Origin of the sequence: Streptomyces sp. CB09001 (genome assembly GCF_003369795.1) — a bacterium.
Taxonomy (GTDB): Bacteria; Actinomycetota; Actinomycetes; order Streptomycetales; family Streptomycetaceae; genus Streptomyces.
The window spans coordinates 5,297,531-5,314,944 of the sequence record NZ_CP026730.1; the positions used below are offsets into that span (position 1 = coordinate 5,297,531).

The following is a 17,414-nucleotide window of genomic DNA, read 5'->3' on the forward strand; positions in this document are numbered from 1 at the left end:
TCAGCCAGCTCAGTCAAGGGGCCAAGCAACCCGTGCGCATCGCCAGGTTCTCCATCGACGGGAACGTCGCCTTCGGCGCGGTCGAGGGCGACCAGCCGGACCAGCTCGTCCTCGACATCATCAAGGGCATCCCGTTCGCGGACTACGAGCTCTCCGGCACCAAGGTGCCCCTGAGCAAGGTGCGGCTCCTGCCGCCGGTACTCCCCAGCAAGGTCGTCGCCTTCGGCCGCAACTACGCCGAGCACGCCCGTGAACTCGGCAACGAGGTGCCCGACGCGCCGTTCGCCTTCTTCAAGCCGTCCACCTCCGTGATCGGCCCCGGCGACGCCATCCAGTACCCCTCCTTCACCGAGGAACTGCACCACGAGGCCGAACTGGCCGTCGTCATCGGCCGCATGTGCCGCGAGGTCCCGCGCGAGCGCGTCCAGGACGTCATCTTCGGCTACACCTGCGCCAACGACGTCACCGCCCGCGACGTGCAGCGCCGCGAGAAGCAGTGGGCCAGGGCCAAGGGCTTCGACTCCTCCTGCCCGCTCGGCCCCTGGGTGGAGACGGACCTCGACCTCGCGGCCGCGGGCGACCTGACCGTCCAGCTCACGGTCAACGGCGCCCAGCGCCAGCTCGGCCGCACCAGCGAGATGATCCACTCCATCGAGGATCTGATCGTCAACATCTCCGAGGCGATGACGCTGCTCCCCGGCGACGTGATCCTCACGGGCACCCCGGCCGGCGTCGGCCCCCTCAACGTCGGCGACGAGGTCGCCGTCACCATCGAAGGCATCGGCACTCTCACCAACAAGGTTGTCAAGCGTGGCTAGCGCATCCGGCTCCTCCGTACGCGTCCGTTTCTGTCCGTCCCCCACCGGCAACCCCCACGTGGGCCTGGTCCGCACCGCCCTGTTCAACTGGGCCTTCGCGCGCCACCACCAGGGCACCCTGGTCTTCCGCATCGAGGACACCGACGCGGCCCGCGACTCCGAGGAGTCCTACAACCAGCTGCTCGACTCGATGCGCTGGCTGGGCTTCGACTGGGACGAGGGCCCCGAGATCGGCGGCCCGCACGCGCCGTACCGCCAGTCGCAGCGGATGGACATCTACCGGGACGTCGCCGCCAAGCTCCTCGACGCCGGTCACGCCTACCGCTGCTACTGCTCCCAGGAGGAGCTGGACACCCGCCGCGAGGCCGCCCGGGCCGCCGGCAGGCCCTCCGGCTACGACGGCCACTGCCGCGACCTGACCGACGCGCAGGTCGCGGAGTACACGTCCCAGGGCCGCGAGCCCATCGTCCGCTTCCGGATGCCCGACGAGGCGATCACCTTCACGGACCTGGTCCGCGGCGAGATCACCTACCTCCCGGAGAACGTCCCGGACTACGGCATCGTCCGCGCCAACGGGGCGCCCCTCTACACGCTCGTCAACCCGGTCGACGACGCCCTGATGGAGATCACCCACGTCCTGCGCGGCGAGGACCTGCTCTCCTCCACCCCGCGCCAGATCGCCCTGTACAAGGCGCTGATCGAGCTGGGCGTCGCCAAGGAGATCCCCGCCTTCGGCCACCTGCCGTACGTCATGGGCGAGGGCAACAAGAAGCTGTCCAAGCGCGACCCGCAGTCGAGCCTCAACCTCTACCGCGAGCGCGGCTTCCTCCCCGAGGGCCTGCTCAACTACCTCTCCCTCCTCGGCTGGTCGCTCTCCGCCGACCAGGACATCTTCACCATCGAGGAGATGGTCGCCGCCTTCGACGTCTCCGACGTCCAGCCCAACCCGGCGCGGTTCGACCTGAAGAAGTGCGAGGCGATCAACGCCGACCACATCCGCCTGCTGGAGGTCAAGGACTTCGCCGAGCGCTGCCGCCCCTGGCTGAAGGCCCCCGCCGCCCCCTGGGCGCCCGAGGACTTCGACGAGGCCAAGTGGCAGGCGATCGCGCCGCACGCGCAGACCCGCCTCAAGGTCCTCTCCGAGATCACCGACAACGTCGACTTCCTCTTCCTGCCGGAGCCGGTCCTCGACGAGGCGAGCTGGGCCAAGGCGATGAAGGAGGGCTCGGACGCGCTCCTGAGCACGGCCCGCGAGAAGCTCGACGCCGCCGACTGGACGTCCCCCGAGTCCCTCAAGGAGGCCGTCCTGGCCGCCGGCGAGGCTCACGGCCTCAAGCTCGGCAAGGCCCAGGCCCCCGTCCGCGTCGCCGTCACCGGCCGCACGGTCGGCCTGCCCCTCTTCGAGTCCCTGGAGGTCCTGGGCAAGGAGAAGGCGCTGGCCCGGATCGACGCGGCGCTGGCACGGCTCGCGGCATAACCGGCAGTGTGTGTGAAGGGCGGCGTCCGCACGGGCGCCGCCCTTCTTGTACCCCGCCCGGCTCCCTCCGCCCGGCGCCCTCCGCGAGGGGCACGCAGACTGACCGCATGCGCCGCGAGGACATCGACCCACGCTTCTTCGGGGACCGGCCGGCCTACAACCGGGCCGTACTGGTCGAACAGCCCCGGCGCTGGCTCGTGGTCGCCGGGCACGAGGCCCGGGACGACGAGGGCGGCATCGCCGCCGTGGGCGACGTCCGCGGCCAGCTCCGGCTGACCTTCCGGCGCCTGGAGGAGACCCTGGACAAGGCCGGGTTCGCCCTGCGCGACCTCGTCCAGATCCGGATCCTCACCGTCGACATCGAGGCGGTCACGGCCCACTACGACGCCGTACTGGACGAACTGGCCGCCGCGGACTGCCGCCCGGCCAGCCTGCTCGCCGAAGTACGGGCCCTCTCCGACCCGCGGATGCTGGTCGAGATCGAGGGCCTGGCGGCGCAGTAGGCACCGGCCTCGGAGGCTCTCCCGGCCGTCCGCTCCCGCGCCGCGCCGACGCGGCCTAGGCTGGGCCCATGCCGATCAAAGCCGTGGTCTGGGACGTCGACGACACGCTCTTCGACTACACCACGGCCGACCGCGAGGGCATGCGAGCCCACCTGGTCGCCGAAGGGCTCCTCGCCGGGTACGGGTCGGCCGAGGAGGCACTCGTGCGATGGCGGGAGATCACCGACCAGCAGTGGGCGCGCTTCTCCGCGGGCGAGGTGGACTTCGTCACACAGCGGCGCGACCGCACCCGGGTCTTCCTGGGCCGGCCGGAGCTGACGGACGCCGAGGCCGACGACTGGTTCCAGCGGTACGTCACGCACTACGAGGCCGCCTGGTCCCTCTTCCCGGACGTGATGCCCGTCCTGGACGCCCTCGCCGACAGCCACCGGCACGCCGTGCTCTCCAACTCCAGCCTCACCGTCCAGGACCGCAAGCTGCGCGTCCTCGGCGTGCACGACCGCTTCGAGGCCATCCTGTGCGCCGCCGAGCTGGGCGTCTCCAAGCCGGAGGCCGGGGCCTTCCTCGCGGCCTGCGAGGCCCTCGCCCTCGGTCCGGCCGAGGTCGCCTACGTCGGCGACCATCCGGAGATCGACGGACGCGGTGCCGCCGACGCCGGGCTGCTCTCCGTGTGGATCGACCGCGGCGGCGTCTACGCGACCGTCGACCCGCCGGCCGGACCGCGCCGCATCGCCTCGCTCTCCGAACTTCCCGCGCTCCTCGGCGCCGATACCCGTTTTGGAGCCCCGTCCACCTTCGGGTAATGTTCTTCCTGCGCCGCCGGAGAGCGGGCCGAAGGGCCGGAAACCGGAAGCGCAACGCTAGAACAAGAACCCTCCGGGGCTTGCGTTCCAGTGGCCTATGGTGTAATTGGCAGCACGACTGATTCTGGTTCAGTTAGTCTAGGTTCGAGTCCTGGTAGGCCAGCTCGCAGAGCTTATCTGCGCCGCGGAGCACATCCGCAAAGCCCCCGTTGTGTAGCGGCCTAGCACGCCGCCCTCTCAAGGCGGTAGCGCCGGTTCGAATCCGGTCGGGGGTACAGATCCTTCCCGCGAGGACAGCTCGGGTCGCTCCCGCTGTTCACGATGCAGGATCGCTAGGGCCCCCGTTGTGTAGCGGCCTAGCACGCCGCCCTCTCAAGGCGGTAGCGCCGGTTCGAATCCGGTCGGGGGTACGAACTGGTCTAAACCACATTGGTCTATGGTGTAATTGGCAGCACGACTGATTCTGGTTCAGTTAGTCTAGGTTCGAGTCCTGGTAGACCAGCTCGGATCTGCGGCGGAGCAGCACTGAACGCCCGCAAGATCCACGCCCCCGTTGTGTAGCGGCCTAGCACGCCGCCCTCTCAAGGCGGTAGCGCCGGTTCGAATCCGGTCGGGGGTACTCGAAGTCCGAAGGGGGCTTCCGCCGAGGCGGGAGCCCCCTTCGGCGTTCCCCCGACGTCTACTCGATGCCGTAGCGCCGCGCCGACTCCTCCTCCTGTGCCAGCCGGTGCAGGGCCCGCAGCACCGGTTGGAAGAGCACCGCCGCCGCGACCGCCATCTCGACCTGCTCCGCCTCCGAGGCGTGAGTCTCCATGAAGTCCAGGTCCCGCCGGGCCACCTCCATCATCAACTCGCCGTAGGGCGCCATCAGTTCCGCATCCCACGGATAGTCGAGGCGGCGCAGCGCGGCCACCGCCACCACCAGGGAGCGGTGCACGGGGGAGAGCGGCGCCAGCTCCCTGGAGGTCTCCCAGCCCAGCAGGTCCAGCAACCGGTCCACCTCGACGCGCGCGGCGGCCACCGCCGGATCCGCCGCGTCCGGCTCGGCGTCCTGCGGCAGCGCCCACAGGGCCGCCCCCAGCCGGACGGTGCGGCCCAGCGACTCGTCGTCCACGTGCCCCAGCACCTCCCGGGCCGTCGCCACCGGCACCTTGCCGACCTGGATCAGCGCCCGCACCAGCCGCAGCCGGCGCAGATGGCCCTCGTCGTACTCGGCGGTGGTCGCGTTGACCTGCCGGCCCGGCGGCAACAGGCCTTCCCGCAGGTAGTACTTGATCGTCGCGGTGGACACCCCGCTGCGCTTGCTCAGATCGGCCAGTCGCATCCCTTGCGCCCTTCTTCGGATAGCGCCACTATCTAAGCAGTGCTACTTGGACAGTGCAGCTCGCCAACAGGGGGAGGCGTCATGCCGGGCAGGAACGCGACCGCGACCCGCACCACCGCAGCCGCCGAGGGGGACGTGACCGTCCTGCTCATCGGCATGCGGATCAACCACTTCTGGGCCGTGCACCACTGGCTGCCGGTCTTCCTCGCCATGCCGCGCATGCTCCGCGAACTGGCGAAGGACCCGGAGCGCGGGCTCCTGGGCCACGTCCTGCTGACGGCCTCGCCGCGGACGTACTACGTCGTGCAGTACTGGGAGTCCAAGGAGAAGCTCTACCGGTACGCGCACTCGCCCGACATGTTCCACCACCGGGCGTGGGCGATCATCAACCGCAAGGAGCGCAAGGGCAAGGTGCGTGGACACGTGGGACTGTGGCACGAGGCGTACGTCGTGCCCGAGGGCTCGTACGAGTCGATCTACGCCGACATGCCCGCGTTCGGGCTCGCGGCGGCACACGGACAGGTGCCTCTGGAGCGGCGGGGCAAGCGCGCGCGGGACCGCTTCGCATACCGGTCGGAGAAGGGCGCGGAGCAGCGGGTGGAGAAGCGGGTCGTCGCCCGGGGGAAGGCCCCCGACGGGATCTGAGAACGGCGCAGGGCCCGCCGCGGCGTTGAGGCGGGCCCGTGACCGGTCAGAAGTGTCCGGGGATGGTCAGCCGTTGCGGCGCAGCGCCTCGGAGAGGCGGCCCGCGGCGTCGATGATCGCCTGCGCGTGCATACGGCCGGGGTGGCGGGTGAGGCGCTCGATGGGCCCGGAGACGGACACGGCGGCCACCACGCGGTTGGAGGGGCCGCGCACCGGCGCGGAGACGGATGCGACGCCGGGTTCCCGCTCGCCGATGGACTGCGCCCAGCCGCGGCGGCGCACGCCGGACAGCGCCGTCGCCGTGAAGCGGGCGCCCTGGAGGCCGCGGTGGAGGCGCTCCGGCTCCTCCCAGGCCATCAGGATCTGGGCCGAGGAGCCGGCCTTCATGGTGAGCGTGGAGCCGACCGGGACCGTGTCCCTGAGGCCCGACAGACGCTCGGCCGCGGCCACGCAGATACGCATGTCGCCCTGGCGGCGGTAGAGCTGGGCGCTCTCGCCCGTGACGTCGCGCAGGTGGGTGAGGACCGGGCCCGCCGTGGCGAGCAGGCGGTCCTCGCCGGCCGCCGCGGCCAGTTCGGACAGGCGCGGGCCGAGAATGAAACGGCCCTGCATGTCGCGCGCCACCATACGGTGGTGTTCCAGCGCCACGGCCAGGCGGTGGGCCGTGGGTCGTGCCAGTCCGGTCGCGCCGACCAACCCCGCGAGGGTGGCCGGGCCGGACTCCAGAGCGCTCAGGACGAGGGCCGCCTTGTCCAGAACGCCGACGCCGCTACTGTTGTCCATGCAACGATACTCCCGTCTCACTCTGTGAAACGCAAGTTCAATTTTCCGTGGAACCCGCCACTCTGGATGGCACGAAGTCACAACGGCCCGTGACGAGAGGGCCTGGTGGCGGTTGCCCGGAAACACAGGGGTGCGGGCACCGCTTCCCCAAGATCACTAGTTGGGTCGGCGCTTCGTCGCCGACCGAAGGGAAAGCGATGGGTAGGACACTCGCGGAGAAGGTCTGGGACGACCACGTCGTCCGGCGCGCCGAGGGCGAGCCCGACCTCCTCTTCATCGATCTGCACCTGCTGCACGAGGTGACCAGCCCGCAGGCCTTCGACGGCCTCCGCAAGAGCGGCCGCCCGGTGCGGCGGCTCGACCTGACCATCGCCACCGAGGACCACAACACCCCGACGCTCGACATCGACAAGCCCATCGCGGACCCGGTGTCCCGGGCCCAGCTGGAGACCCTGCGCAAGAACTGCGCGGAGTTCGGCGTCCGGCTGCACCCGCTGGGCGACGTCGAACAGGGCGTCGTGCACGTCGTCGGCCCCCAGCTGGGCCTGACCCAGCCCGGCACCACCGTGGTCTGCGGCGACTCGCACACCTCGACGCACGGCGCCTTCGGCGCGCTGGCGTTCGGCATCGGCACCTCCCAGGTCGAGCACGTACTGGCCACCCAGACGCTGCCCCTGGCCCGCCCGAAGACCATGGCGATCACCGTCGACGGCGAACTGCCCGACGGCGTCACGGCCAAGGACCTGATCCTGGCGATCATCGCGAAGATCGGCACCGGCGGCGGCCAGGGGTACATCCTGGAGTACCGCGGCGAGGCCATCGAGAAGCTCTCGATGGAGGCCCGCATGACCATCTGCAACATGTCGATCGAGGCCGGCGCCCGCGCGGGCATGATCGCCCCCGACGAGACCACCTTCGCCTACCTCCAGGGCCGCCCGCACGCCCCCGAGGGCGCCGACTGGGACGCGGCGGTCGCGTACTGGAAGACGCTGCGTACGGACGACGACGCCCAGTTCGACGCCGAGGTCGTCATCGAGGCCGCCGAGCTGGCGCCGTTCGTCACCTGGGGCACCAACCCCGGCCAGGGCGCACCGCTTTCCGCCGCCGTCCCCGACCCGGCTTCCTACGAGGACGTCTCGGCGCGCTTCGCCGCCGAAAAGGCGCTGGAGTACATGGGCTTGGAGGCCGGGCAGCCGCTGCGCTCCATCAAGGTGGACACCGTCTTCGTGGGCTCCTGCACCAACGGCCGCATCGAGGACCTGCGCGCCGCCGCCGAGATCGTCCGGGACCGCAAAGTCGCCGACGGCGTACGCATGCTGGTCGTCCCCGGCTCCGCGCGGGTCGGCCTCCAGGCCGTCTCCGAGGGCCTGGACGTGGTCTTCAAGGAGGCCGGCGCCGAATGGCGGCACGCGGGCTGCTCGATGTGCCTGGGCATGAACCCGGACCAGCTGGCCCCGGGCGAGCGCTCCGCGTCCACCTCCAACCGCAACTTCGAGGGGCGCCAGGGCAAGGGCGGCCGCACCCACCTGGTGTCGCCGCAGGTCGCGGCCGCGACGGCGGTCCTGGGCCACCTGGCCTCCCCGGCCGACCTGTCCGCCGCCGACGTCCCCACGCCCGCTGGAGTCTGAGAGTCATGGAAGCGTTCACCAAGCACACCGGCCGGGCCGTTCCGCTGCGCCGCAGCAACGTCGACACCGACCAGATCATCCCCGCCCACTGGCTCAAGAAGGTGACCCGGGACGGGTTCGAGGACGGGCTCTTCGAGGCCTGGCGCAAGGACCCGGAGTTCGTGCTCAACCGGCCCGAGCGCGCGGGCGCCACCGTCCTGGTCGCTGGTCCCGACTTCGGCACCGGTTCCTCCCGCGAGCACGCCGTCTGGGCCCTGCAGAACTACGGCTTCAAGACCGTGATCTCCTCCCGCTTCGCCGACATCTTCCGCGGCAACTCGCTGAAGAACGGCCTGCTCACGGTGGTCCTCGACCAGCAGACCGTGGACGCGCTGTGGGAGGTGGCGGAGCGGGACCCGCAGGCGGAGATCACCGTGGACCTGGAGGCCCGCGAGGTCCGCGCCGAGGGCGTCACCGCCGCCTTCGAGCTGGACGAGAACTCCCGCTGGCGCCTGCTGAACGGGCTGGACGACATCTCGATCACCCTCCAGAACGAGGCGGACATCGCCGCGTACGAGGCGAAGCGCCCGTCGTTCAAGCCGCAGACCGTCCAGGTCTGAACACCCGGAGCCGCCACGAGCCTCCCCGGGGCTCCACAAGGTCGAGTTTCGGCCACCCAACACACCCGCCGTACCCCCGATCGGCCCGATCGGGGGTACGGCCGTTTTCGGATCCGTCCGCGGCCGCCCGTGACGGACGTGACGCACAACTCCCCACGTTAGAGGCGTGGTTGCCGGGGTACGCAAGGTCCTGAGGACCGGCTCCCGAAGGTGCCAGGAAGGCCGTTCGAGGCGGCAGTTGCCCCCTGCGCAGGCGACAACTCGCCCCAGATGGCACAATCTGTGCATGGAACACGACGGCCAACTCGAGCTCTATACGGCGGTCGCGTCCCGGCTCAAGGAAGCGCACACAAGAGTGCGCGCACTGCAAGTCCCGGAGGGCGTACGGATGGCGCTGACCCGGAAGCTGCTGGTCATTACGGCCGCGGCCAAACACGATCTCGCCGGTGCGGCAAGGCGCCTGGATCGGTTCACCGCCGACCTCGACGCGGGTCGATTCCCCGAAGAGGAAGGCTGAACCGGCCGGGACCGCCCGAGTCCGTTGCGGCACAAGGGTGATTAGCCCGTTTCGTGTTTGATTTGCGGTATATATCTGCCTAACGTGCGAAAAAGCTTGAACACATTCGTTCTGGCGATGTCTCCGAAGGGGAAGACGTGAACAAGGCGCAGCTCGTAGAAGCGATTGCCGACAAGCTGGGCGGCCGGCAGCAGGCCGCCGACGCTGTCGACGCGGTCCTGGACGCCCTCGTCCGTGCCGTCGTCGCGGGCGACCGGGTCTCGGTCACCGGCTTCGGTTCCTTCGAGAAGGTCGACCGCCCGGCCCGTTACGCCCGCAACCCGCAGACGGGCGAGCGGGTTCGGGTCAAGAAGACCTCCGTGCCGCGCTTCCGCGCGGGCCAGGGCTTCAAGGACCTGGTGAGCGGCTCGAAGAAGCTTCCGAAGAACGACATCGCGGTCAAGAAGGCCCCCAAGGGCAGCCTGTCCGGCCCGCCGCCCACCATCTCCAAGGCGGCCGGCAAGAAGGCCGCCGCCAAGAAGGCCACGGGCGCCGCGAAGAAGACCACGGGCGCGGCCAGGAAGACCTCCGCGGCGGCGAAGAAGACGACCGCGAAGAAGACCACCGGAGCGGCGAAGACGACGGCGAAGAAGACCACCGCCAAGAAGTCCGCCGCCAAGAGCACCACGGCGGCGGCGAAGAAGACCGCCGCCAAGAAGGCCCCCGCGAAGAAGGCGACCGCCAAGAAGGCCCCGGCCAAGAAGTCGACGGCCCGCAAGACCACCGCCAAGAAGGCCACCGCCCGCAAGAAGTAGCAGGCGGAAACCCGCGGCAGCGGGCGAACGGGCACAGGGCACACACGCGCCGGGCCGGACTCCCTCTCGGAGTCCGGCCCGCGGCGTGTCCGGGACCCGGTGGGCGGGCCCGGCCGGTCAGAACGTCTGCAGGGTCACCAGCGTGATCCGGCGCTCCGCACCCGGGCCCGTCTCCTCGGTCTCGATCCGCACCCGCTGCCCGGGCCGCAGCAGCCTGAGGCCCCCCGCGTCGAACGCCGCCGCGTCGAAGGGCACGGGCGTACCGTCGTCGAGCAGCACCTGCCCGCTGCGGCTTTCGGGGTCGTACGTGTACGCGGTCGCCTGCATGCCGGCAGCCTACTGCCCGGCGATCAGCAGCCGCGCCGCCACCGCGGCCGTACGGGGACCCACCCCGAGCGCCAGCGCGGAGCGGAGATCACCGCCGGTGTCGACGTCCTGCCGTACGGAATCCACCGCGCCGAGACGTAGTTCCACCGCGCCGGACGCCCGGTGGCGGGCCCGTGAATCCGTACCGAATGCGGGCGCCAATTCCCGGCCCGGCGCCACGGCCAGCAAGGTGGTGCCGATTCGGGCCGCGTCCGCGAGAAAAGCACGCGGGAATTGCGCGGCCGCGGCCAGTACCGCCGCCAATTCGGCCGGCCGCAGCGCGGGAAGATCGGCGTTGAGCGCGGCCACCGGGCTTTCCGGCCGGGCCGCCCGTACCACGGCCGCCCCGTGCGTCAGCGCGGCGTTCAAGCCGCCGCCGGGCTCGTCCGCGACGATGCCCGCGCCGAGCGCCGCCAGTTCCCGTCCGGCCCGTGCGTCGTCCGTGACGACTGCCACATCCGCGACCGCCGGGCAGGCCAGCGCGGCTGCCACGGTGTCCTGTGCGAACGCCAGCGCGAGCCCCGGCCGCACCCCGTCGTCCGCGGTGTCCGACAGCCTGCTCTTGGCCCGGGCAAGGGGCTTCACGGGTACGACCAAGGTCCACTGCACGAGCGTTCCGTCCTTCTCTCGTCGCCGTCATTGTCACCTGCGAGACCTGGCGGTTCACTCTTCGGGGCGTACGGTGTTCTCGACAGACGGGCGGCCCGGGGCGACACTTGTCCGGCCCCAGGCCCTGGAGGAAAGGTGTCAGCGTGCCCCGCCGCAGAATCGGCTTCTGGTACCGCTTGGCCGCGGTGATCTGCAAACCGCCGCTGGTGGTTCTGATCAAGCGGGACTGGCGGGGAATGGAGAACATTCCGGCCGAGGGTGGATTTATCACCGCCGTGAACCACAATTCGCACGTCGACCCCTTCGCGTACGCGCACTACCAGTACAACACCGGACGCGTCCCGCGATTCCTGGCGAAGAGCGGCCTTTTCAAGAAGGGCTTCGTCGGCGCCGCGATGCGGGGGACCGGACAGATCCCCGTCTACCGCGAGAGCACGGACGCGCTGAGCGCCTTCCGCGCCGCGATCGACGCCGTGGAGCGCGGCGAGTGCGTCGCGTTCTACCCCGAGGGCACCCTCACCCGCGACCCGGACGGCTGGCCGATGACCGCCAAGACCGGTGCCGCGCGCGTCGCCCTGCAGACCAAGTGCCCGGTGATCCCGGTCGCCCAGTGGGGCTGCAACGAACTGCTGCCGCCCTACGCCAAGAAGCCCAGCCTCCTGCCGCGCAAGACCCACCAGGTGCTGGCCGGGCCGCCGGTCGACCTGGCGCGCTTCTACGACAAGGAGATGACCACGGAGCTCCTGAAGGAGGCCACCGAGGTCATCATGGCCGCCGTCACCCGCCAGCTGGAGGAGATCCGCGGCGAGAAGGCGCCCGAAACCCCCTACGACCCGCGCCGCGAGCGGATCGAGCAGCGGCGCCGTACCCAGCGGGCGAAGCCGCAGTCGGCGCCCCCGCGCACCCACGGACCGCAGGCAGAAGGGCAGAGCACGTGAGCAAGCCGGTCAAGGCGGCCGTCTTCGGCACCGGATCCTGGGGCACCGCCTTCGGCACGGTCCTCGCCGACGCGGGCTGCGAGGTCACCCTCTGGGGGCGCCGCGCCGCACTCGCCGACGCCGTCAACTCCACCCGCACCAACCCGGACTACCTGCCCGGCGTGGAACTCCCCGAGAACCTGCGGGCCACCACCGACGCCGCCGAGGCCGCGCGGGACGCCGACTTCACCGTCCTCGCCGTCCCCTCCCAGACGCTGCGCACGGGCCTCGCCGACTGGGCGCCCCTGCTGGCGCCCGGCACCGTCCTGGTGTCGCTCATGAAGGGCGTCGAACTCGTCTCCGCGATGCGGATGAGCGAGGTGATCGGGGACGTCGCCAAGGTCGGACCCGAGCGCATCGCCGTGGTCACCGGACCCAACCTGGCCCGCGAGATCGCCGCCCGCATGCCGGCCGCCGCCGTGGTCGCCTGCCCCGACGAGTCCGTCGCCCAGCGCCTCCAGGCGGCCTGCCACACGCCGTACTTCCGCCCCTACACCAACACCGACGTCGTCGGCTGCGAACTGGGCGGCGCCGTGAAGAACGTGATCGGGCTCGCCGTCGGCATCGCGGACGGCATGGGCCTCGGCGACAACGCCAAGGGCTCCCTCATCACCCGCGGCCTCGCCGAGACCACCCGCCTCGGAGTCGCCCTCGGGGCCGACCCGCTGACCTTCTCCGGCCTGGCCGGGCTCGGCGACCTGGTGGCGACCTGCTCCTCGCCGCTGTCCCGCAACCACACGTTCGGCACCAACCTCGGCAAGGGCATGACCCTGGAGGAGACCATCGCGGTCACCAGGCAGACCGCCGAGGGCGTCAAGTCCTGCGAGTCGGTGCTGGACCTGGCCCGCAGGCACGGCGTCGACATGCCGATCACCGAGACGGTCGTCGCCATCGTGCACGAGGGCAAGTCCCCGGTGGTCGCGGTGAAGGAGCTCATGTCGCGCAGCGCGAAGCCCGAGCGACGCTGAGCGACGCCCCCGGAACCCGGCGGGACTCGGGCGCCACGCGGCCTCGCCGACGCTGTCTCGAGGCACTGCGGGCGGGTACTCTCAACGCGATATGAGCACCGAGAACCTCCCCCAGAACCCTGAGCAGAGCCCCCAGCGGCCGCCCCGCAAGCCGCGTGTGGCCGTCGTGTTCGGCGGGCGCAGCTCCGAACACGGGATCTCCGTGGTCACCGCCGGCGCCGTCCTCGCGGCCATCGACCGGACGCGCTACGACGTCCTGCCGATCGGCATCACCAGGGACGGCCGCTGGGCCCTCACCGCCGACGAACCGGAACGCATGGCGATCACCGAACGCCGTACGCCCGACGTCGAGGAACTGGCCGAGTCGACCGAGGGCGGAGTGCTGCTGCCCGTCGACCCCGCCAACCGCGAGGTCGTCTACAGCGAACCGGGCTCGGTGCCCAAGGCGCTGGGCGAGGTCGACGTCGTCTTCCCCGTGCTGCACGGCCCCTACGGCGAGGACGGCACCCTCCAAGGCCTGCTGGAGCTGTCCAGCGTGCCCTACGTCGGCGCGGGCGTCCTCGCCTCCGCCGTCGGCCAGGACAAGGAGTACATGAAGGCGGTCTTCACCTCCTACGGGCTGAAGGTCGGCCCGTACGCGGTGATCCGGCCCCGCGAGTGGGAGCAGGACCGCTCCGGCGCCCGCAAGAAGATCGTCGACTTCGCCGGCGAGCACGGCTGGCCGCTGTTCGTGAAGCCCGCCCGCGCGGGCTCCTCGATCGGCATCACCAAGGTCGACGACCTCTCCGGCCTCGACGAGGCGATCGAGGAGGCCCGGCGCCACGACCCGAAGATCCTCATCGAGGCGGCGCTGCGCGGCCGGGAGATCGAGTGCGGGGTGCTGGAGTTCGAGGACGGCCCCCGCGCCTCCGTCCCCGCCGAGATCCCGCCGCCCTCCGAGCACGCGTACTACGACTTCGAGGCCAAGTACATCGACTCCACCCCCGGCCTCGTGCCGGCCCCGCTGACGGCCGAGGAGACCGCCGAGGTCCAGCGCCTGGCCGTGGCGGCGTTCGACGCGGCCTCCTGCGAGGGGCTGGTGCGGGCGGACTTCTTCCTCACCGAGGACGACGGGTTCGTCATCAACGAGATCAACACCATGCCCGGATTCACGCCGATCTCCATGTACCCGCAGATGTGGCAGGCGAGCGGCGTGAGCTACCCGGAGCTGGTGGACCGGCTGGTCCAGGCGGCGCTGCGGCGCCCCACGGGACTGCGCTGACGCTTTTCGCGCCGTGACCACAGAGAAGGCGACTCCCTCGGGGGTCGCCTTCTCGCAGTATGATCAGCGGGTTTCCTGTCCGGTCCGGGAACCGTCATCGACTTGCCGTCGTCTGCTGAGGAACAGCACGCGGCGGCGATCAACGGGACGGGACCGAGCGGCGGAGAGGGGGCAGGAGCTAGAGATGGACGACCGGACAGGTCAGAGTGCGGGTGATGCCGTCCACTTGCTGGACCTTGGCGACCACCATGCGACCCAGTTCGTCGACGGTGTCCGACTGGGCGCGGACGATGACGTCGTAAGGTCCTGTCACGTCCTCCGCCTGGATCACACCAGGGAGCTTGCTGATCGTCTCGGCGACGGTCGACGCCTTGCCGACCTCCGTCTGGATCAAGATGTACGCCTGTACCACGGAACCTCCAGAGCGGCCACGAGGATCATGTGGGGAAAAGGAACGCCACGGTATCGCGTAGCCGCTCTCCGCGGGGAGACCCGCGGGCCGCGGACCTCGCGCGTCGGGGTGCCGGAAGGACGCGAGTTGACGATCACGCCGACCGTGGCGACGGTCATTCCGACCGTAACGAGGACAGAGATGACGCGCGACCGGGCACGGACACGGGCACGGACAGGGACTGGGACAGAAGGGGAGCCAAGGCGATGAAGGGCACTGTTGGTGAGCTGGGGGAGTTCGGGCTCATCAGGGAGCTCACCTCCCGTCTCACCACCACCCCGGCGGTCCGGGTGGGTCCCGGCGACGACGCCGCGGTGGTGGCCGCGCCCGACCGCAGGGTGGTGGCCAGCACCGACATCCTCGTCGAGGGACGGCACTTCCGCCGTGACTGGTCCACCGCGTACGACGTGGGCCGCAAGGCGGCGGCACAGAACCTGGCCGACATCGCCGCCATGGGCGCCGTACCGACCGCACTGCTGCTCGGCCTGGTCGTGCCCGCCGAGCTGCCGGTGACCTGGGCGACCGAGCTGATGGACGGGCTGCGCGACGAGTGCCAGGTCGCGGGCGCCTCCGTGGTCGGCGGCGACGTGGTGCGCGGCGACACCATCACCGTCTCCATCACCGCCCTCGGCGACCTGCGCAACCAGGAACCCGTCACCCGGGCCGGTGCCCAGCCCGGCGACCTGGTCGCGGTGACCGGCTGGCTGGGCTGGTCCGCCGCCGGGTTCGCCGTCCTCTCCCGCGGCTTCCGCTCACCGCGTGCCTTCGTCGAGGCACACCGCCGCCCCGAGCCTCCGTACCACGCGGGTCCGGCCGCCGCGGGCCTGGGCGCCACCGCCATGTGCGACGTGAGCGACGGCCTGATCGCCGACCTGGGGCACATCGCCGAGGCCAGCAAGGTCAGGATCGACGTGCGCTCCGGGCAGATCGACATCCCGTCCCAGATGAACGACATCGGGCAGGCCGTCGGCGTCGACCCCATGCAGTGGGTGCTCACCGGGGGCGAGGACCACGCGATCGTGGCCACCTTCCCGCCGGACGTGAAGCTGCCCGCCCGCTGGAAGGTCATCGGCGAGGTCCTCAATCCCTCGGCGCTGCCCCAGGTGACGGTCGACGGTGCCCCCTGGACCAGCAAGGGCGGCTGGGACCACTTCGGCGGGGACGTGGAGTCGTGACCCCGCCGGACCCACCCGTGACCCCGCCGGACCCACCCGTGACCCCGCCCCTGGTGCTCACCGTGGCGGGCTCCGACTCCGGCGGCGGCGCCGGGATCCAGGCCGACCTGAAGACGATGCTCGCCCTCGGCACCCACGGCATGAGCGTCCTGACCGCGGTCACCGCGCAGAACTCCCGCGGCGTGCAGGGCGCCTGGGAACTGCCCGTGGAAGCGGTGCGCGCCCAGTACCGCAGCGTCGTGGACGACATCGGCGTGCAGGCGGTCAAGACCGGGATGCTCTCCTCCGCCGAACTCGTCGAGACGGTCGCCGAATTGCTGGCCGGCACCGACGCGCCCGCCGTCGTCGACCCGGTCGGCGTCTCCAAGCACGGGGACGCGCTGCTCGCCGCCTCGGCCCTGGAGTCGGTCCGCACCAGGCTCCTGCCGGTCGCCACCGTCGCCACGCCCAACCTCGACGAGGTCGCGCAACTCACCGGCGTACGCGTCGAGTCCGAAACGGATCTGCGCCGGGCCGCGGATGCCGTCCTCGCGTTCGGGCCGCGCTGGGTGCTGATCAAGGGCGGCCACCTGGCCGGCGACGCCGTCGACCTGCTCACCGACGGTTCCGAGGAGCACTGGCTGCGCGCCCCCCGCCTCGACAACCGGCACACGCACGGCACCGGCTGCACCCTCGCCTCCGCCGTGGCCTGCGGGCTGGCGAAGGGGCAGTCGGTGCCGGAGGCGGTGCGGGCGGCCAAGGAGTACGTCACCGGCGCGATCGCGGCGGGCTTCGCGCTGGGCGACGGCATCGGACCGGTGGACCACGGCTGGGCGCTCAGGCCGGATACTCCCTGAGCTCGATGCCCGTGGCCGCCTTCTCCGTGAGCCGCTTGAAGAAGCCGGCCATCAGGCGGTGGCTGAGCAGCCGGTACATGCGGTCGCGGCTGCGGATACGGCGCCCGGTGGGCGGGGCGAAGAACGGGCCCGCGTTGCCGGAGATCTTCTGGCAGCCCTTGGCGAAGTCCCGGATCCGGGTCTCGTACTCGGCGAACGCGGTGCGGTGGTCGCCACCCGCCAGGGCGAGTTCCCCGGCCAGGACGTGGGCGCCGACAATCGCCACCCCCGTGCCCATGCCTCCCAGGGTGGCGCCGTACCCGGCGTCGCCGAGCAGGGCGACGCGTCCCTTGACGAGGCGGCGCCCACGCACGGCAAAAAGCCGGCCCACACGAGGTGGACCGGCTCCCTACAGCGGACCAGGCAGTGGCCGCGCGCTCAGCTGAGACGCGTCAGCGCGAGACCTTGCCGGCCTTGATGCACGAGGTGCAAGCGTTCACGCGCTTCGGCGTCCCGCCCACCACGGTACGCACACGCTGGATGTTCGGGTTCCAGCGACGGGACGTACGGCGGTGCGAGTGCGAGATGTTGTTGCCGAAGCCCGGCCCCTTGCCACAGACGTCGCAGTTGGCAGCCACGGGTCACTCCAAAGACTTCAGATGCACTTACGGTTGATCCCGGCATGCCGGGATCAAGCTCTCGGACTCGCGAACGGGCCGGGATCTGAGTGGCGGTGCCAGGGGGATGGCCCGATCGGGATCGGGCAACCGGAGCAGCATACAACGGCTGCTCCCGTACAACGAAACTACCACGGCAGCTCAGCGGCCCGCCCCGGCCCTCTTCCGCTGGACAGGCCTGTCAAGGTCTACGCTGCCTGCCACGTCCGCAGCTCAGGGAGGCA

General features: G+C 70.9%; 20 protein-coding genes, 5 tRNA genes and 1 pseudogene. 19 read left to right on the forward strand and 7 right to left on the reverse strand.

From position 1 onward, the window contains the following. Positions 1-32: 32 nt before the first annotated feature. The 9 genes from C4J65_RS24785 (at position 33) to C4J65_RS24825 (ending at position 4,220) form a co-directional block, all read left to right on the forward strand. Complete coding sequence (locus tag C4J65_RS24785) at positions 33-818, forward strand: fumarylacetoacetate hydrolase family protein (protein ID WP_115744373.1); 786 nt, start codon at positions 33-35, stop codon at positions 816-818. Next, positions 811-2,295 (forward strand): glutamate--tRNA ligase, encoded by a 1,485-nt coding sequence (gene gltX / locus C4J65_RS24790; RefSeq protein ID WP_115744374.1) that lies wholly within the window; start codon positions 811-813, stop codon positions 2,293-2,295. The genes C4J65_RS24785 and gltX overlap by 8 nt, the downstream gene beginning before the upstream one ends. 107 nt (positions 2,296-2,402) lie before the next feature. After that, positions 2,403-2,798, forward strand: coding sequence for a RidA family protein (locus tag C4J65_RS24795; RefSeq protein WP_115744375.1), 396 nt, complete (start codon positions 2,403-2,405; stop codon positions 2,796-2,798). A 68-nt stretch (positions 2,799-2,866) separates the two neighbouring features. Beyond that, positions 2,867-3,601 (forward strand): HAD family hydrolase, encoded by a 735-nt coding sequence (locus C4J65_RS24800; RefSeq protein ID WP_115744376.1) that lies wholly within the window; start codon positions 2,867-2,869, stop codon positions 3,599-3,601. Between the two features lie 91 nt (positions 3,602-3,692). Beyond that, positions 3,693-3,764, forward strand: a tRNA-Gln gene (locus C4J65_RS24805). Between the two features lie 39 nt (positions 3,765-3,803). Continuing rightward, a tRNA-Glu gene (locus C4J65_RS24810) sits at positions 3,804-3,876 on the forward strand. 62 nt (positions 3,877-3,938) lie between these two features. Further along, positions 3,939-4,011 (forward strand) — tRNA-Glu (locus C4J65_RS24815). 20 nt (positions 4,012-4,031) lie between these two features. Next, positions 4,032-4,103: transfer RNA gene (locus C4J65_RS24820), tRNA-Gln, on the forward strand. A 44-nt stretch (positions 4,104-4,147) separates the two neighbouring features. Beyond that, a tRNA-Glu gene (locus C4J65_RS24825) sits at positions 4,148-4,220 on the forward strand. Positions 4,221-4,280: 60 nt separating this feature from the next. Here the strand turns inward: C4J65_RS24825 and C4J65_RS24830 are convergent. Continuing rightward, a complete protein-coding gene (locus C4J65_RS24830) occupies positions 4,281-4,925 on the reverse strand; it encodes a MerR family transcriptional regulator (RefSeq protein WP_115744377.1) in 645 nt (214 codons plus the stop codon). An 81-nt stretch (positions 4,926-5,006) separates the two neighbouring features. Here C4J65_RS24830 and C4J65_RS24835 point away from each other — a divergent pair, with 81 nt between their 5' ends. After that, complete coding sequence (locus tag C4J65_RS24835) at positions 5,007-5,570, forward strand: DUF4188 domain-containing protein (RefSeq protein ID WP_115744378.1); 564 nt, start codon at positions 5,007-5,009, stop codon at positions 5,568-5,570. Positions 5,571-5,636: 66 nt separating this feature from the next. On the opposite strand, the gene ndgR is transcribed toward C4J65_RS24835, so the two are convergent. Continuing rightward, positions 5,637-6,353, reverse strand: coding sequence for an IclR family transcriptional regulator NdgR (gene ndgR / locus C4J65_RS24840; RefSeq protein WP_115744379.1), 717 nt, complete (start codon positions 6,351-6,353; stop codon positions 5,637-5,639). Between the two features lie 197 nt (positions 6,354-6,550). On the opposite strand from ndgR, the gene leuC reads away from it, so the two are divergent. From leuC to C4J65_RS24860, 4 genes are all read left to right on the forward strand, one after another. Further along, positions 6,551-7,981, forward strand: a complete 1,431-nt coding sequence (leuC, locus tag C4J65_RS24845; RefSeq protein ID WP_115744380.1) for a 3-isopropylmalate dehydratase large subunit — start codon at positions 6,551-6,553, stop codon at positions 7,979-7,981. A 5-nt stretch (positions 7,982-7,986) separates the two neighbouring features. Further along, entirely contained in the window at positions 7,987-8,580 is a 594-nt protein-coding gene (leuD, locus tag C4J65_RS24850) for a 3-isopropylmalate dehydratase small subunit (RefSeq protein WP_115744381.1), read from the forward strand. 286 nt (positions 8,581-8,866) lie between these two features. Next, complete coding sequence (locus tag C4J65_RS24855) at positions 8,867-9,097, forward strand: hypothetical protein (protein WP_109036119.1); 231 nt, start codon at positions 8,867-8,869, stop codon at positions 9,095-9,097. Positions 9,098-9,234: 137 nt separating this feature from the next. Then, entirely contained in the window at positions 9,235-9,891 is a 657-nt protein-coding gene (locus C4J65_RS24860; RefSeq protein ID WP_115744382.1) for an HU family DNA-binding protein, read from the forward strand. Positions 9,892-10,008: 117 nt separating this feature from the next. Here the strand turns inward: C4J65_RS24860 and C4J65_RS24865 are convergent, their stop codons facing one another. Both C4J65_RS24865 and cofC read right to left on the reverse strand, forming a co-directional pair. Then, positions 10,009-10,218: a hypothetical protein gene (locus tag C4J65_RS24865; RefSeq protein WP_115744383.1), complete on the reverse strand. Its 210-nt coding sequence runs from the start codon at positions 10,216-10,218 to the stop codon at positions 10,009-10,011. A gap of 9 nt (positions 10,219-10,227) precedes the next feature. Then, positions 10,228-10,866, reverse strand: coding sequence for a 2-phospho-L-lactate guanylyltransferase (gene cofC / locus C4J65_RS24870; protein ID WP_115744384.1), 639 nt, complete (start codon positions 10,864-10,866; stop codon positions 10,228-10,230). A gap of 143 nt (positions 10,867-11,009) precedes the next feature. Between cofC and C4J65_RS24875 the strand changes: the two genes are divergently transcribed. The 3 genes from C4J65_RS24875 to C4J65_RS24885 all read left to right on the forward strand — a co-directional run bounded on the left by C4J65_RS24875 (position 11,010) and on the right by C4J65_RS24885 (position 14,072). Then, complete coding sequence (locus C4J65_RS24875; RefSeq protein ID WP_115744385.1) at positions 11,010-11,804, forward strand: lysophospholipid acyltransferase family protein; 795 nt, start codon at positions 11,010-11,012, stop codon at positions 11,802-11,804. Then, positions 11,801-12,811, forward strand: a complete 1,011-nt coding sequence (locus tag C4J65_RS24880) for an NAD(P)H-dependent glycerol-3-phosphate dehydrogenase (protein WP_115744386.1) — start codon at positions 11,801-11,803, stop codon at positions 12,809-12,811. Before C4J65_RS24875 ends, C4J65_RS24880 begins: the two co-directional genes overlap by 4 nt. A gap of 91 nt (positions 12,812-12,902) precedes the next feature. After that, on the forward strand, positions 12,903-14,072 hold the full coding sequence (locus C4J65_RS24885; RefSeq protein ID WP_115744387.1) for a D-alanine--D-alanine ligase family protein: 1,170 nt from the start codon (positions 12,903-12,905) through the stop codon (positions 14,070-14,072). A 178-nt stretch (positions 14,073-14,250) separates the two neighbouring features. Here the strand turns inward: C4J65_RS24885 and C4J65_RS24890 are convergent, their stop codons facing one another. Further along, positions 14,251-14,484: an Lrp/AsnC ligand binding domain-containing protein gene (locus C4J65_RS24890; protein ID WP_003973433.1), complete on the reverse strand. Its 234-nt coding sequence runs from the start codon at positions 14,482-14,484 to the stop codon at positions 14,251-14,253. Positions 14,485-14,729: 245 nt separating this feature from the next. On the opposite strand from C4J65_RS24890, the gene C4J65_RS24895 reads away from it, so the two are divergent. Both C4J65_RS24895 and thiD read left to right on the forward strand, forming a co-directional pair. Further along, positions 14,730-15,698 carry a thiamine-phosphate kinase gene (locus tag C4J65_RS24895; RefSeq protein WP_115744388.1) on the forward strand — a complete coding sequence of 323 codons (969 nt, stop codon included), beginning with the start codon at positions 14,730-14,732 and terminating at the stop codon, positions 15,696-15,698. Positions 15,699-15,715: 17 nt separating this feature from the next. After that, positions 15,716-16,534, forward strand: coding sequence for a bifunctional hydroxymethylpyrimidine kinase/phosphomethylpyrimidine kinase (gene thiD / locus C4J65_RS24900; protein ID WP_115744389.1), 819 nt, complete (start codon positions 15,716-15,718; stop codon positions 16,532-16,534). On the opposite strand, the pseudogene C4J65_RS24905 reads toward thiD, so the two are convergent. Further along, positions 16,515-16,874 (reverse strand): annotated as a pseudogene (locus tag C4J65_RS24905) (FAD-dependent oxidoreductase); the annotation flags it as partial. The gene thiD and the pseudogene C4J65_RS24905 sit on opposite strands and share 20 nt — an antisense overlap. Positions 16,875-16,965: 91 nt before the next feature. After that, complete coding sequence (gene rpmB, locus C4J65_RS24910; RefSeq protein WP_003993230.1) at positions 16,966-17,151, reverse strand: 50S ribosomal protein L28; 186 nt, start codon at positions 17,149-17,151, stop codon at positions 16,966-16,968. Positions 17,152-17,414 lie beyond the last annotated feature (263 nt).